The following is a 14,360-nucleotide window of genomic DNA, read 5'->3' as shown; positions in this document are numbered from 1 at the left end:
TCTCGGCAGAGAGACCGTGCCTGTAGAGCTTTAACGGTACCTGCTTCCGCGGCCATACGGTACGCCGCCCGCGTCACATGCCCCGGAAGAGGACCCGCGAGAAGCCATCTCCTCGCTGGTCAACTGCGATTTTAACCTCTTCTCGGCATGCGACCCGCCGACCGGGGTGAGGCATGTCTCCCCGACCGGCGGGTGCGGCAGGCCGTGCGCGGGGGATGACGCCCTGTAGGGCCCCCTGCGCGTTCGGCGACGGTCAGAGGCCGGCCACGGTCAGAGGCCGGCGGCGGCGTCGGCCATCCGCTGTTCGGCGATCCGGTCGGCCGCGGCGGCCGGCGGAATGCCGTCACTCTTCGCACGTGCGAATATGGCCAGCGTCGTGTCGAAGATCTTCGCCGCCTTGGTCCGGCACCGCTCGAAGTCGAAGCCGTGCAGCTCGTCCGCGACCTGGATGACGCCGCCGGCGTTCACCACGTAGTCGGGTGCGTACAGGATCGCGCGGTCGGCCAGGTCCTTCTCCACACCCGGGTGGGCGAGCTGGTTGTTGGCCGCGCCGCACACCACCGAGGCGGTGAGCACCGGAACGGTGTCGTCGTTCAGTGCGCCGCCGAGGGCGCACGGGGCGTAGATGTCCAGGCCCGCGGTGCGGATCAGGGTTTCGGTGTCCGCCGCGACGGCGACCCCGGGGTGCTTCTCGGTGATCCGGCGCACGGACTCCTCGCGCACATCGGTGATCGTGACCTGGGCCCCGTCCGCCAGCAGGTGCTCGACCAGGTGGTGGCCGACCTTGCCGACTCCGGCGACCCCCACTTTCCGGCCACGCAGCGTCGGGTCGCCCCAGAGGTGCTGGGCCGAGGCCCGCATGCCCTGGAAGACGCCGAACGCGGTGAGCACCGATGAGTCGCCGGCGCCGCCGTTCTCGGGGGAGCGGCCGGTGGTCCAGCGGCACTCGCGGGCCACGACGTCCATGTCGGCGACGTACGTGCCGACGTCGCAGGCCGTCACGTAGCGGCCGCCGAGCGAGGCCACGGACCGGCCGTAGGCCAGGAGCAGTTCGGTCCTGCGGTCGCCCTCGAAGGCCTCCGGGTCTCCGATGATGACGGCCTTGCCGCCACCGTGGTCGAGCCCGGCCAGGGCGTTCTTGTACGACATGCCGCGTGCGAGGTTCAGCGCGTCCGCGACGGCGGCCTGCTCGGAGGCGTACGGGTAGAAACGGGTACCGCCCAGGGCCGGGCCCAGGGCGGTGGAGTGGATGGCGATGACGGCCTTGAGGCCGCTGGCACGGTCCTGACAGAGCACGACTTGTTCGTGGCCACCCTGATCCGAGTGGAACAGGGTGTGCAGTGCGTCGACAGGCTCGCCGGTCACATCGGTCACGGTGGTGACTCCCAATTACGAAGCGGCGGAGAGGCCCTCCTGAAGGTGGGGAGAGCCGCGGGCCGTCCGGTGCGGACAGCCCGTGGCAAGAGCTTAAGGCCGTCGGTCCCGCACCGGCGGAGATCTGATCCAGTGCCGCGGATCACCCACGACCGGAGTACGGGCGTGACACGATCACTGCATGTCGGTGGTGTCTTCGGTGCTCGTCCCTTACGCGTCCTACCTCCGGGTCTACGAGCCACTGGCGGCCTTCCCGGAGGCCGAACGCGCCCACTGGTCGCGCTATGCCGGTCGCGACCTGCTTCCCACGGCCCAGGACGAACTGCGCCGCTCGCTGGCCGACTTGGCGGCGACCCCGCCGACCGGCGTGCCGGCCCACGAGAGCGCCGACGCGTTCGTCGCCGAGGTGGACGGTGTGGTGTGCGTCTGCCCGTGGCGGACCCGGCTGCGCGGCTGGCTGGCGCTGGACGGGCTGGCGGACATGTTCCCCGGGCCGGTGCTCGACGCGGTGCTGCCGCCGGTGGTGCGCGGGCAGGCCGTCGCCGACCACGAACGCTGGTCGGAGCGCAATCCGGACGCCCGGCCCTGGATCAGGACGGCGGTGTGGCAGGTCCCGGTGCGCTGGTTCGTCCTCGTCTCGGACGAGGAGCGCGAGCACCGGGCGGCGGGCGAGGACGGCGAGCCGGCCGTCCTGCGGTACCGGACGCCGATGGTCCAGGCGCGGCGCCGGCTGGCGCGGGCACTGAAGACGCTGCGCGAGACGATGGACGAAGGACCGCTCACCGAGGGCCTGGTGGATGTCGGCCGCTGGCTGGAGGAGTTCCATCCGCGAGCGCTGGTCGAGCTGGACTACGGCGGGCTGGTGCACGCCCTGCCGGCGAAGGATCTGGCCGAGGACCGGAGCGCCGCCGATGTGGCCGAGAGCATCTCGGCGCTGCGCGCCGGTGACGCCGAGGGCGCGAGCGAGGCGTACGCCCGTCTTTCGGAGCGCTGGAGGTCCGTAAGGGATCGTCAGTTCGCGAACTGATACTCGATGAACCTGCGTCCTGTGTGACACGTGAGGGTGAAGAGGCGGAAGCGTACTCCTGTTGTCTTAGGACCTACGTCCCGAACCGGGCCTTTGCCTCAAGCGTGATGGATAGCACTTACGGGGCCCTTGCGCCCTTACCTACTCCTCGTGCCAAAATAGGACAAGGAGTCCGGGGAGGACTCTGTTCGTCCAATTATGGGCGAAGTGCTCTGCATTGCGCTCTATGGGGGGTCTGACGACTCCTGATCGCTCTGTGACTGATCGTCACGGTGGTGTGACTGTCCGCTATGGCATGGTCCATCGGCTTCCGTCGCTGATGAACACCTGGGAGGGCAATTCCATCGGTTTGGCCGACGTGGCTGGACGGATGGTGTAGTTGTAGTGCCGAGGACAAGCCGTTCGTCCTATAACCGACTCGGCCCGCGTCCGCCATTTCGGGCAACGTGGGTCAAGGTGCAGAATTTAGAGGAAAGAACCGAGATGGTTCGGTTCTCCCGAGGAGGCCGCTCATGACCGCTCGCACCCCTGATGCCGAGCCGCTGCTGACCCCGGCTGAGGTTGCCACGATGTTCCGCGTGGACCCGAAGACGGTTACCCGTTGGGCCAAGGCAGGCAAGCTCACGTCCATCCGCACGCTCGGTGGACATCGCCGGTACCGCGAGGCAGAGGTCCGCGCACTGCTTGCGGGTATTCCGCAGCAGCGCAGCGAGGCCTGAAAAACCCCTGTCGCCGCAGCACAACTGGGCTTTTGGGTCCCCCAACCCGCATAGCCCACCCATAGCTCCATATGACGGGCGCCCGCCCCAACGGGCGCCGTACCTGTGTCAAGCAGGTCACGTCGTCAGATCGCGCTGGACTCCGCCGGGTCCAGCGCGATCTTTTTTTGTGCCTACGGGGGCGGCCGTGTTCCGGGCACCGGTCCACGAGTCCCTGCCCGTTCGGGCGTGGGAAAACCGGACGCCCGGTTGGCTCCCGATGGGTCTCGTGCGGGCTTGCTCGGGTCTGTGCGGGACTGTGCGACCTCGTCCCGGGAAGGCCGTGCCGGGACGGTTCGGGGGCTCCTGGGCGGGTCCCGTCGGAGTGGTGCAATTGCACATATTAAATTCGCCAGTTGTAGGAAGGGTGTAAGGCCACCCCTTCTCAAAACTGATTCGGTGACTCCCGTCACATGGCATGACTCTTGCCAAGTACGAGCCTGCCACTGCATAGGGGCGTGGGAGCGCGCCATTGGTCACGTGGCGGGAGGACCTTCGTCCTCCGCCCGCCGGGCGGAGGACCGGCCGTCACGGACCGGCCCGACGCCCGGCCCGACGCGCTGCCCGACGCCCGGCCCACGGGCCGGGCCGGAGCCTTCAGGTGACGGTGCGTCGGCGGGCGGCGGTGACGGGTCCTCCCTGTACGGCTCCCCGGCGGCCCGCGGTGCGCCCTTCTGAGGCCCTGCGGGCGCCCCGGGCGGACCGGCCGGGTCTTCGGTCGCTCCGCCCGCCACAGGCGCCGTCACGGGCTCCATGGCCAGCCGCAGCAGCCGGGCGCAGACCGCGCAGTGCCGGGTGAGGTGGCGGTAGCCGGTGGCGGCCGCCAGATGGGCGCGCAACAGGGCGCGGATCTCGTGTCGGGGAGCGCTCCGCGCCACCGTCCGGCGCCGGACCGGTTCGCGGGTGGCAGTCGTGGCAGTCGTGGCAGTCGTGGCAGTTGTGGCGGTCCTGGCGACCGCGGCGGCCGCGGTGGGCGTTGCGGGCGTGCCCGTTGTGGCAGACGTGCTCGGCATGTTCGAAGTGCCCGGTGTGACTGGTGTGCCCGACGTGCCGGCCCGGAATCCCTCGTCGGCCCGGAACCCCTCGTCGACCCGGAGCCCCTCGCCCGTGGATGCCGTCATCCGCGCCACCTCCCGGTGGATGCGCGCCGTCCCCTGCCGAGAAATCAGGGACAGCCCCTGTTTTCTGAGTACTCGTCGGCGGGCGCCGGAGTCAATACGCGCGAAAGCCCGGATCCAGGGGATCCGGGCTTTCGTTACTGCGGTCCTGACGGGATTTGAACCCGCGGCCTCCACCTTGACAGGGTGGCGAGCACTCCAAACTGCTCCACAGGACCAGGTTTTCGCGGCTGCCTTGCGGCTGGCTGCGAAGACAGACTGTACAGGAGGTCAGAGGGTGCGGTCGACCTCACTTCCGGTGGCCGGACGGTCACCCGGCCACCGGTGGACGGCCGCGACAGGCCCTACGGGGCCGCGGCGTCGATCGCCTTCACGATCCGCTTGTCGGAGACCGGGAACGCGGTGCCCAGCGCGTGCGCGAAATAGCTGACCCGCAGCTCCTCGATCATCCAGCGGATGTCCAGGACCTCCTGCGGAACGGGCCTGCCCTTCGGCAGCTGTTCGAGCAGCCAGGCGTACTCGTCCTGCATCTCGTGGACCTTCTCCATGCGCGCGGTGTCGCGCTGGACGTTGGTCGGCATCTGCTGGAGCCGGCGGTCCTCCGCGACCAGGTAGCGCATCAGATCGGGCAGCCTGCGCAGCCCGGTCGCGGTGACGAAGCCGGGCGGGACGAGCCGGGCGAGGTGCTCCCGTACGTCGGTGACGTTGTTGATCAGGACCAGGCTGTTGGTGGCCTTCAGCCGGCGTTCGCACGCCTGCCAGGCCGCCAGCACCTGCTGCACCTGGCCGACCGTGCGGACGGTCAGGTCCACCAGGTCGGCGCGCACCTTGTCGTACAGCTTCCGGAACGACGCCTCGTCCCAGGCAGGGCCGCCGTGCGCGGCGATCAGGCGGTCGGCGGCCGCCGTCGCGCAGTCGTCGAAGAGCGCCTGGACGGAGCCGTGCGGGTTGCGGGACAGGGCCAGCTTCTGCTGGTTGGTGAGCTTGTCCGAGGCGAACTTCGCCGGGTTCACCGGGATGTTCAGCAGGATCAGCTTCCGGGTGCCGCGCCACATCGCCTGCTGCTGCTCGGCCTCGGTGTCGAAGAGCCGCACGGCCACCGTTTCGCCCTGGTCGACCAGGGCCGGGAAGGCCTTGACCGGCTGGCCGGCCCGCCGCGTCTCGAAGACTCGGTCCAGCGCGCCGATCGTCCAGTCCGTGAGGCCCGAGCGCTCGATGGACTCCCCCGACGGCCCCGCGGTCGCCGCGGCGGCCTTGGAGAGCGCCTGCCGGGCCTTGGGGCGCAGCTGGACGCGGAGCGCCTCCAGGTCCTTGTCCTCGGCGACCTTGCGGCGCCGCTCGTCGACGATGCGGAAGGTGATCTTGAGGTGGTCCGGGATGCGCGTCAGGTCGAAGTCGTCGGCCGTGACCGGGACGCCGACCATCCGCTGGAGCTCGCGGGCCAGGGTGACCGGCAGCGGCTCCTGGAGGGGCACGGCCCGGTCCAGGAACTTGTCCGCGTAGTTCGGCGCGGGCACGTAGTGCCGGCGGATCGGCTTGGGCAGCGAGCGGATCAGCTCGGTGACCACTTCCTCGCGCAGCCCCGGGATCTGCCAGTCGAAGCCCTCCGAGGTGACCTGGTTGAGCACCTGGAGCGGGATGTGGACGGTCACGCCGTCCGCGTCCGCGCCCGGCTCGAACTGGTACGTCACCCGGAACTTGAGCTTCCCCTGCCGCCAGGAGTCCGGGTAGTCGTCCTTGGTGACGCTCCCGGCCTTCTCGTTGATGAGCATCGAGCGCTCGAAGTCCAGCGCGTCCGGCTCGTCCCGGCGCTTGTGCTTCCACCAGGAGTCGAAGTGCGCACCCGAGACGACGTGTTCCGGGATGCGCTGGTCGTAGAAGTCGAACAGCGTCTCGTCGTCCACGAGGATGTCGCGGCGCCGGGCGCGGTGCTCCAGTTCCTCGACCTCGCCCAGGAGCTTGCGGTTGTCGTGGAAGAACTGGTGATGGGTGCGCCAGTCGCCCTCGACCAGGGCGTTGCGGATGAACAGGTCCCGCGAGGCCTCCTGGTCGATGCGGCCGAAATTGATCTTGCGCTGGGCCACGATCGGTACGCCGTACAGCGTGACCCGTTCGTACGCCATCACCGCGGCCTGGTCCTTCTCCCAGTGCGGCTCGCTGTAGGTGCGCTTCAGCAGGTGCTGGGCCAGTGGCTCGATCCACTCGGGCTCGACCCGGGCGTTGACCCGCGCCCACAGCCGGGACGTCTCCACCAGCTCCGCCGACATCACGAAGCGGGGCTGCTTCTTGAAGAGCGCCGATCCGGGGAAGATCGCGAACTTGGCGTTGCGGGCGCCGACGTACTCGTTCTTCTCGGTGTCCTTCAGGCCGATGTGCGACAGCAGACCGGACAGCAGTGCGGTGTGCACCGACTGCTCCGGCGCCGCAGCACCCGTCGAGGACTCCTCCAGATCGAGGCCCATCTGCTTGGCGACCGTGCGCAGCTGGGCGTAGATGTCCTGCCATTCGCGGATGCGCAGGAAGTTCAGGTACTCCTGCTTGCACATCCGGCGGAAGCTGGAGGAGCCGCGCTCCTTCTGCTGCTCGCGGATGTAGCGCCACAGGTTCAGGAACGCCAGGAAGTCCGACGTCTCGTCCTTGAAGCGGGCGTGCTGCTGATCGGCCTGCGTCTGCTTCTCGGACGGCCGCTCGCGCGGGTCCTGGATGGAGAGCGCGGCGGCGATGACCATGACCTCGCGGACACAGCCGTTGCGGTCGGCCTCGATGACCATCCGGGCCAGCCGGGGGTCCACCGGCAGCTGGGAGAGCTTGCGTCCCAGCGGGGTGAGCCGCTTCTTCGGGTCCTTCTCCTCCGGGTCCAGCGCGCCCAGCTCCTGGAGGAGCTGCACGCCGTCGCGGATGTTGCGGTGGTCCGGCGGGTCGATGAAGGGGAACTTCTCGATCTCGCCCAGGCCGGCCGCGGTCATCTGGAGGATGACGGAGGCCAGGTTCGTCCGGAGGATCTCCGGGTCGGTGAACTCCGGCCGGGTCAGGAAGTCGTCCTCGGAGTACAGCCGGATGCAGATGCCGTCCGACGTACGGCCGCAGCGGCCCTTGCGCTGGTTGGCGCTGGCCTGCGAGATCCGCTCGATCGGCAGCCGCTGGACCTTGGTGCGGTGGCTGTAGCGGGAGATACGGGCGTTGCCCGGGTCGATCACGTACTTGATGCCGGGGACGGTCAGCGAGGTCTCGGCGACGTTGGTGGCGAGGACGACCCGGCGTCCGGTGTGGCGCTGGAACACGCGGTGCTGCTCGGCGTGCGACAGGCGTGCGTAGAGGGGGAGCACCTCGGTATGTCTGAGGTTGCGTTTGCCGAGCGCGTCCGCCGTGTCGCGGATCTCGCGCTCGCCGGAGAGGAAGACGAGCACATCGCCGGGCCCCTCCGACTGGAGCTCGTCGACGGCGTCGCAGATCGCGGTGATCTGGTCGCGGTCGGAGTCCTCGCTGTCCTCTTCGAGGAGCGGCCGGTAGCGCACGTCAACGGGATAGGTACGGCCGCTGACCTCGACGATCGGCGCCTCGCCGAAGTGGCGGGCGAAGCGCTCCGGGTCGATGGTCGCCGAGGTGATGACGACCTTCAGGTCCGGGCGCTTGGGCAGCAGCCTGGCCAGGTAGCCGAGCAGGAAGTCGATGTTCAGCGACCGCTCGTGGGCCTCGTCGATGATGATCGTGTCGTACGCGAGCAGCTCGCGGTCCGTCTGGATCTCGGCGAGCAGGATGCCGTCCGTCATCAGCTTGACGAAGGTCGCGTCCTGGTTGACCTGGTCGGTGAACCGGACCTTCCAGCCGACCGCCTCGCCCAGCGGGGTCTTCAGCTCCTCGGCGATCCGCTCGGCCACCGTGCGGGCCGCGATCCGGCGGGGCTGGGTGTGCCCGATCATGCCCCGGACGCCACGGCCCAGCTCCATGCAGATCTTGGGGATCTGGGTGGTCTTGCCGGAGCCGGTCTCACCCGCGACGATCACGACCTGGTGGTCGCGTATCGCCTCCAGGATCTCGTCCTTCTTCTGGCTGACCGGCAGTTGTTCGGGGTACGAGAGGGCAGGCAGCCGCCCGGCCCGCAGCGCGAGCCGCCCGGCCGCCTTGGTGGCCTGGGCGGCGATCTCGTCCAGCACGCCTTGCTGGGCCTCGGGTTTACGAATGCGGCGGGCGCCTTCGAGACGTCGGCCGAGCCGGTGGGCGTCGCGCAGCGAGAGCTGCCCGAGCTGGGACTGGAGATCGGCAAAGGAAGTAGACATACGGGTTCCAGGATCTCACCCGGGCCCGGGGAACGGCGAACCTATTTCGCGCGGGGTCCGTCACGGCACAGGACCGGTGGGGTGCGGCGCCCGCACGGTGAGGGGCTGCGCGGTCACAGCACGTACCATTCCGGACAGTCGATCATCCCCGCGATCCCTGTCGATCCCTCTCGGTCTCTCTCGATTCCATTGGATTGCTTCGGTCCCCTCCCGGAAGGCCCGTGTCCGTGTCCCGTTCGCAGTGGTGCTGCCTGGCGGCCGTGCTCGCGGTCGTCCTGGGGCTGTTCTGCGGGCAGTCGGCGGCGGGCCGGGCCTCGGTCGCGGCCGCCCCGGTGACATCCCCGGCCCCGGCAGTGGTTGTGGCCGCGTCGTCGGACCCGGCCCCTGCCGTGGCGGTCACCGTGGACAGCGGGGACGGCGTTCCGGGCTGCGGCAGGGGCGGGAAGCGCGAGGGCGGCGAGCCGGCGGTTCCCGGCCGGACCCGGGCGGCGGCCCAGGACCAGGCGCCGGGCCTCGCCGGATGGGGCCTGCCCGTCGCCACCGGACCGGGACCGGTGCGGCCGCCCGCCCCTGCGGCGTTGCGCGGCCCCGACGTGACCGCGCCGAGCCCGGTGGAACTCTCCGTACTGAGGGTGTAGACGGCCGCATCCCCACGGCCGTCCCCTCATCCCTCCCGCACACCAGCACGGAGTTCCGCATGCCCACGCCCAAATCCACCCCCAAGCCGTCCCCCGAGTCAGGCAGTGCCCGCAAGTCCGTCCGGCCGTCCCGCTCCAAAAAGCCGCTCGTCTACGGCGCCGGGATCGTCGTGGCCGCCGCACTGTTCGGCTACGTCTCCTACCGGGCCACCGCCCCCGACGCCCCGCACTCCGGATCCTCCGCGGTCGCCGACGTCACCGCGGACCCGGAGGCCGGCGTCTACCCCGAGCTGGCGGAGCTGGCCCGGCGCGACGCCGGGGACAAGCTGGCGCAGGGCCGGGCGGACGCGCCCGTCGTCCTCATCGAGTACGCCGACTTCAAGTGCGGCTACTGCGCGAAGTTCGCCCGGGACACCGAACCCGCCCTGGTGGAGAAGTACGTCGACAACGGCACCCTGCGCATCGAGTGGCGCAACTTCCCGATCTTCGGCGCCGAGTCCGAGGCCGCCGCACGCGCCTCCTGGGCCGCCGGGCAGCAGGGCCGCTTCTGGCAGTTCCACCGTGCCGCCTACGCCGAAGGGGTCAAGGAGCAGGGGTTCGGCAAGGACCGGCTGAAGGCGCTCGCCCAGCAGGCCGGGGTGGCCGACCTGGACCGATTCCAGGCCGATGCGGACGGCGCGGCGGCCGCTGCCGCGGTGAGCAAGGACCAGGAGCAGGGGTACGGGATCGGCGCGACGTCCACCCCCTCGTTCCTGATCAACGGCCGCCCGATCGCGGGGGCGCAGCCGACCGGGGCCTTCACCCAGGCCATCGAACAGGCGGCGGAGCGGGCGAAGAACACCGGCAGTGCGGGCGGGGACGCCAAGGGCTCGGAACCGGCCGGGGACGCCAAGGGCTCCACGGCCCCTGAGGGCCCGGCAGCCCCCACCAGCCCCGAGGGCGCCGCGAAGTGACGGCCGGTATCGGCTACTTCGCCGCGCTTCTCGGCGGGCTGCTGGCCCTGCTCAGCCCGTGCAGCGCCCTGCTGCTCCCCGCCTTCTTCGCGTACTCCATCAACTCCACCTCGCGGCTGCTCGCCCGGACCGGCATCTTCTACGCGGGGCTGGCCACCACCCTGGTCCCGCTGGGCGCGGCGGGCTCGTACGCCGGGCGGCTGTTCTACGGCCACCGTGACGCCCTCGTCCTCGGCGCGGGCTGGCTGATCATCGTCCTCGGCGTCGCCCAGATCGTCGGGCTCGGCTTCGCCTCGCGGCGGATCGCCGCGCTCAGCGGCCGGATCCGTCCCACGACCGCCGTATCGGTCTACGCGCTCGGCGCGGTCTACGGACTGGCCGGCTTCTGCGCGGGGCCGATCCTCGGGAGCGTGCTCACCGTGGCGGCCGTCAGCGGCAGCCCGGCGTACGGCGGACTGCTGCTCGCCGTCTACGCGCTGGGCATGGCGGTGCCGCTCTTCCTGCTCGCGCTGCTCTGGGAGCGGTTCGAGCTGGGGCGCCGGGCCTGGCTGCGCGGGCGCGTCCTGCGGCTCGGCCGCTTCGAGCTGCACACGACGTCGCTGCTGTCGGGGCTCTTCTTCATCGGGCTCGGCGCCATGTTCCTGGCGTACGACGGGACGACCGCGCTTCCCGGGCTGCTGGACGTGGACCAGTCGTTCGCCGTGGAGCAGTGGGCCCAGGGCGTCGGTGAGCGGGTGCCGGACGCGGCGGCGCTGGTGGCGGTGGTGGCCGTGGTCCTGCTGGTGCTCGCGGTACGGGCCGCTCGCCGCCGGGCCGGGGCCGGGACCGGCGCTGACGAGGCGAACACCGCTGACCGGGAGGGTGCCTGACACGACGAAGGCCCCGTCCATCGGACGGGGCCTTCGGGTGGTGGCTGGGGCCGGGATCGAACCGGCGACCTATCGCTTTTCAGGCGATCGCTCGTACCAACTGAGCTACCCAGCCACGCAGCTCATACGGGCTGCAGCGGTCCTGACGGGATTTGAACCCGCGGCCTCCACCTTGACAGGGTGGCGAGCACTCCAAACTGCTCCACAGGACCAAGCAATGTGCGAGAACAAGTCTCGCACACGTTAAAGCGTGCCCCCAACGGGATTCGAACCCGTGCTACCGCCTTGAAAGGGCGGCGTCCTGGGCCACTAGACGATGAGGGCTAAGGGCCCACCTGCGCGCTTTCCAGCGCGTCGGGGACGTCAGAAGCATATGGGATGGCGGCGGCTATCGCCAAAACGGTTTACGGGGAGGGGGTGGAAGACGTCGGAGGCGGGGCCGGGAGGGCCGGGTCGCCCTGGGGCAGATGGCGGCTGACCTCGGCCGTCGTCAGGCCGAGCCCGCCCAGCGTGATCTCGTCCCAGGCCTGCAGCCGGCGGGTGGAGCGGTCCAGATAGAGCACCGAGGCGAGCACCTGCTCCGGCTTCTTGTTCTGTACGGCGCGCAGCCCGCCGCCGCCCGTCGAGCCCTCGACCTTCAGCCGGGTGCCGTGCTTCATGACCTCGTTCTGCCGGTGGTGCACATGACCGGCCAGCACGAGCGGGACCGTGCCGTCCGTCTCCCGGGCCGCCGCCGGCTCGTGGGTGACGGCGATGTCGACCGGGGTGCCGGCGCGCTGCTGTTCGCGCAGGGCGGCCGCCAGCCGCAGGCCCGCCGTCCGTTCGACGTCCTCGGCCTGTTCGGGCCCGGTGCGGTCGGGGGTGAACTCCGGGTCCCCGATGCCGGCCACCCGAAGTCCGCCGACGTTCACCGCCCGGCCCTCGTCCAGCACGTGCACGTTCCTGAACCGCTTGGCGTTCGCCAGGTACTTCTGGGTGGTCGCGGAGTCGTGGTTGCCGCGGACCCAGACGTAGGGGGCGCCCAGATCGCCGACCGGGTCGAGGAAGTTGTTCTCGACGGCGGCGCCGTGGTCCATCGTGTCGCCCGAGTCGATGATCACGTCGATGTCGTACTGCTCGACGAGCGAGCCGATGATGTGCCAGGCCGCCGGGTTGAGATGGATGTCGGAGACGTGCAGGACGCGGAGCGTGGCGGGGTCCGGGCTGTAGACGGGGAGCGTCGATGTGGCGTCGTACAGCTTGGTGACGTTGGTGACCAGCCGGGCCAGCTCCTGCTGGTAGACGTCGAAGTCGGTGACGATCGAGCGGGCGTCCCCGACGACGGAGGGGGCGCTGGAGAGCAGGCCGGAGAACTTGGGCTCCAGGACCGACTTCGGGTTCCAGGTGGCGTACGCGCTGACCCCGGAGGCGGCCAGCAGCGCGAGTGCGAGCCCGCCGGCGGCGAGGGCGCGGCGGGGCCTGCGGTAGACGGCGAGGCCGAGCGCGGTGGCCCCGGAGACGACCGCGACGCACGAGCGCACGGCGAGCTCGCGGGTGCCGGCGCTGACGTCGCCGGTGACCTCGTCCTCCAGCCCGGACAGCCGTTCGGGGTGCTGGACCAGCGCCTCGGAGCGGACCGGGTCGAGGCGGTCGACATCGACGTCGAGCCGGACCGGGGCGTGGTGCGAATCCAGCTCCAGGGCGCCCAGCGGCGAGACGTTGATCTTGGTGCCGCCGGTGAGGGAGGGGCGCAGGGTCATCGTCGTGTCCATCGGGCCGACGGACGTACGGACGCTGCCCACGGCCAGCAGTCCGAGCCAGGCGCCGAAGAGCACCACGGTCACCAGCCCCAGCGCGCGGGCGAACGGCCGCGGCGAGACGGCGAGCGCGCCGCCCGAGCGACGGACCCGGCCGCCGGTGCGCGGCCGGGGGCGAGGGCGGAGGCGGTGCCGGACGCGGGCTGCTGCGGCACGGAACGGGTCGCGGGCCATTGGGCGACTGTGCCCCGGTCCGCAGGCGGGTATGCGCTCCTGGCGCTCCCGGGTGCTCACAGGCGCTGCCGGCTGTTCCCGGGAGCTTCCGGGTGCTCGTGGGTGCTTGCGGGATGTCCGGGCGCTTCCGGCGGTGGTACGTGACAATGACGGGGTGCTGGAGATGACGCGGGAAGAGTTCGAGGAACTGGTGGGCGAGGCCCTGGACCGGATCCCGCCGGAGCTGACCCGGCTGATGGACAACGTCGCGGTCTTCGTCGAGGACGAGCCGGAGGCCGGTGATCCGGATCTGCTCGGGCTCTACGAGGGCACGCCGCTGACCGAGCGCGGTGAGTGGTACGCGGGCGTGCTGCCGGACCGGATCACCATCTACCGCGGGCCGACGCTGCGGATGTGCGAGTCCCGCGAGCGCGTGGTGGCGGAGACGGAGATCACCGTCGTCCACGAGATCGCGCACCACTTCGGCATCGACGACGAGAGGCTGCACGCACTCGGTTACGGGTGAGGCGCCCGGGGCGGCGTGGTGTGAATGAGGTGTGCGGGCCGGGCCCGTGGGCGTGTCCCCGGCGGGGCGGTGGGAGTTGGGCACAGCGCTCCCCGGCTCGTTTCCCTACCGCCACGTCCTTCCTCGCGCCCCCGGAGGTGCCCCCGTGCGCCAGTTGTCCGTACCCGCCCCCGTCCGTTGGGCGGCCGTCACCGTCGTGACGATCGCCGCGTCCGCCGGCTGTATGAGCGTCGGTGACGACAGTGGGAAACCGGCGCCCTCTCGGTCCGCCGCATCGAAGGAGGCGTTGGTCGGCCCCGACGGCTCCACGGTGACCGGCACCGGCCGGTCGGGCCGTACCGGCGGCTCCGAGGCGCACTCCGACCGGGTGGCCGCCGAGTCCGGCGCCCCGAGCGCCTCCGCCGGCCCCTCGCGCAGTTCCGGCACGAAGTCCGCCGGGCCCGGCCGGGCCCGGGGCGGTCATGTGTCGGCCCCGCCGCCCCCGCGGGCGGAGCCGGGGGTTCCGGAGCAGCCCGAGCCTCCGGCTCCCTCCGAGGCGCAGACCCCCGAGCCGCCGGCTCCGCCGGTGGAACCCGAGCCGGAGCCCTCGGCGCCGCCGGAGGTGCCTTCGGCGTCGCCTGCGGCGCAGCTCCGCAATGAGGCGATGGGGGCGCCGGGCCAGGTGGAGGAGATGCGGACTCCGGAGGCATCGCCGCAGGTGGGACCGGCTTGACGGGGTGCCGCCAGGAGTCCGGCTTGCGCGATGGTGGGGTTAGTGCGTATGGTAGTAGATCGTTTGATCCATTGCCCGGCGCCGACACAGAAGAGCGCCGTGTGGCGCGTACTCTCCCTTGCCGTGGCTGGACCGCATTGAGGCGGTCGAAATTGCGAA

11 protein-coding genes and 4 tRNA genes are annotated in these 14,360 nt (G+C 70.8%); 7 read left to right on the top strand and 8 right to left on the bottom strand.

Annotation, left to right across the window (positions count from 1 at the left end; translation table 11 throughout):
- Nucleotides 1–270 precede the first annotated feature (270 nt).
- Entirely contained in the window at nt 271–1,374 is a 1,104-nt protein-coding gene (locus tag EDD93_RS09195; protein WP_123527668.1) for a Glu/Leu/Phe/Val dehydrogenase dimerization domain-containing protein, read from the bottom strand.
- Between the two features lie 181 nt (nt 1,375–1,555).
- Between EDD93_RS09195 and EDD93_RS09190 the strand changes: the two genes are divergently transcribed.
- On the top strand, nt 1,556–2,401 hold the full coding sequence (locus EDD93_RS09190) for a hypothetical protein (RefSeq protein ID WP_123524685.1): 846 nt from the start codon (nt 1,556–1,558) through the stop codon (nt 2,399–2,401).
- A gap of 512 nt (nt 2,402–2,913) precedes the next feature.
- A complete protein-coding gene (gene bldC, locus EDD93_RS09185) occupies nt 2,914–3,120 on the top strand; it encodes a developmental transcriptional regulator BldC (RefSeq protein ID WP_003949541.1) in 207 nt (68 codons plus the stop codon).
- A 515-nt stretch (nt 3,121–3,635) separates the two neighbouring features.
- Here the strand turns inward: bldC and EDD93_RS40800 are convergent.
- The 3 genes from EDD93_RS40800 to hrpA all read right to left on the bottom strand — a co-directional run bounded on the left by EDD93_RS40800 (nt 3,636) and on the right by hrpA (nt 8,554).
- Nucleotides 3,636–4,280 carry a DUF6274 family protein gene (locus tag EDD93_RS40800; protein WP_148083845.1) on the bottom strand — a complete coding sequence of 215 codons (645 nt, stop codon included), beginning with the start codon at nt 4,278–4,280 and terminating at the stop codon, nt 3,636–3,638.
- Nucleotides 4,281–4,420: 140 nt separating this feature from the next.
- Nucleotides 4,421–4,495 (bottom strand) — tRNA-Asp (locus tag EDD93_RS09175).
- Nucleotides 4,496–4,621: 126 nt separating this feature from the next.
- Nucleotides 4,622–8,554, bottom strand: a complete 3,933-nt coding sequence (hrpA, locus tag EDD93_RS09170) for an ATP-dependent RNA helicase HrpA (protein ID WP_123524683.1) — start codon at nt 8,552–8,554, stop codon at nt 4,622–4,624.
- 227 nt (nt 8,555–8,781) lie between these two features.
- On the opposite strand from hrpA, the gene EDD93_RS09165 reads away from it, so the two are divergent.
- The 3 genes from EDD93_RS09165 to EDD93_RS09155 are packed head-to-tail and all read left to right on the top strand — an operon-like array spanning nt 8,782 to nt 11,014.
- A complete protein-coding gene (locus EDD93_RS09165) occupies nt 8,782–9,192 on the top strand; it encodes a hypothetical protein (RefSeq protein WP_123527667.1) in 411 nt (136 codons plus the stop codon).
- Between the two features lie 59 nt (nt 9,193–9,251).
- Nucleotides 9,252–10,145 carry a thioredoxin domain-containing protein gene (locus EDD93_RS09160; RefSeq protein WP_123524682.1) on the top strand — a complete coding sequence of 298 codons (894 nt, stop codon included), beginning with the start codon at nt 9,252–9,254 and terminating at the stop codon, nt 10,143–10,145.
- The gene (locus tag EDD93_RS09155; protein WP_123524681.1) at nt 10,142–11,014 is read left to right on the top strand and encodes a cytochrome c biogenesis CcdA family protein; all 873 of its coding nucleotides are present in this window, start codon (nt 10,142–10,144) and stop codon (nt 11,012–11,014) included. Before EDD93_RS09160 ends, EDD93_RS09155 begins: the two co-directional genes overlap by 4 nt.
- A 38-nt stretch (nt 11,015–11,052) precedes the next feature.
- Here the strand turns inward: EDD93_RS09155 and EDD93_RS09150 are convergent.
- From EDD93_RS09150 to EDD93_RS09135, 4 genes are all read right to left on the bottom strand, one after another.
- A tRNA-Phe gene (locus EDD93_RS09150) sits at nt 11,053–11,129 on the bottom strand.
- 22 nt (nt 11,130–11,151) lie between these two features.
- A tRNA-Asp gene (locus EDD93_RS09145) sits at nt 11,152–11,226 on the bottom strand.
- Nucleotides 11,227–11,265: 39 nt separating this feature from the next.
- Nucleotides 11,266–11,338: transfer RNA gene (locus tag EDD93_RS09140), tRNA-Glu, on the bottom strand.
- 80 nt (nt 11,339–11,418) lie between these two features.
- Entirely contained in the window at nt 11,419–12,984 is a 1,566-nt protein-coding gene (locus tag EDD93_RS09135; RefSeq protein WP_123524680.1) for a metallophosphoesterase, read from the bottom strand.
- A 154-nt stretch (nt 12,985–13,138) separates the two neighbouring features.
- Between EDD93_RS09135 and EDD93_RS09130 the strand changes: the two genes are divergently transcribed.
- Complete coding sequence (locus tag EDD93_RS09130) at nt 13,139–13,489, top strand: metallopeptidase family protein (protein WP_185092255.1); 351 nt, start codon at nt 13,139–13,141, stop codon at nt 13,487–13,489.
- Nucleotides 13,490–13,634: 145 nt separating this feature from the next.
- Nucleotides 13,635–14,201, top strand: a complete 567-nt coding sequence (locus EDD93_RS09125; protein WP_123524679.1) for a hypothetical protein — start codon at nt 13,635–13,637, stop codon at nt 14,199–14,201.
- Nucleotides 14,202–14,360 lie beyond the last annotated feature (159 nt).

It is taken from the genome of Streptomyces sp. 840.1, from assembly GCF_003751445.1.
In the GTDB taxonomy this organism is placed as follows: domain Bacteria; phylum Actinomycetota; class Actinomycetes; order Streptomycetales; family Streptomycetaceae; genus Streptomyces.
Note: the sequence above shows the minus strand (reverse complement) of the source record. Positions and strands in the feature narration are given on the sequence as shown.

Bases quoted from the DNA above. Each gene is read 5' to 3' on its own strand.
- EDD93_RS40800 (WP_148083845.1), bottom strand. From the start codon at position 4,280: ATGACGGCATCCACGGGCGAGGGGCTCCGGGTCGACGAGGGGTTCCGG.
- EDD93_RS09160 (WP_123524682.1), top strand. From the start codon at position 9,252: ATGCCCACGCCCAAATCCACCCCCAAGCCGTCCCCCGAGTCAGGCAGT.
- bldC (WP_003949541.1), top strand. From the start codon at position 2,914: ATGACCGCTCGCACCCCTGATGCCGAGCCGCTGCTGACCCCGGCTGAG.
- hrpA (WP_123524683.1), bottom strand. From the start codon at position 8,554: ATGTCTACTTCCTTTGCCGATCTCCAGTCCCAGCTCGGGCAGCTCTCG.
- EDD93_RS09135 (WP_123524680.1), bottom strand. From the start codon at position 12,984: ATGGCCCGCGACCCGTTCCGTGCCGCAGCAGCCCGCGTCCGGCACCGC.
- EDD93_RS09190 (WP_123524685.1), top strand. From the start codon at position 1,556: ATGTCGGTGGTGTCTTCGGTGCTCGTCCCTTACGCGTCCTACCTCCGG.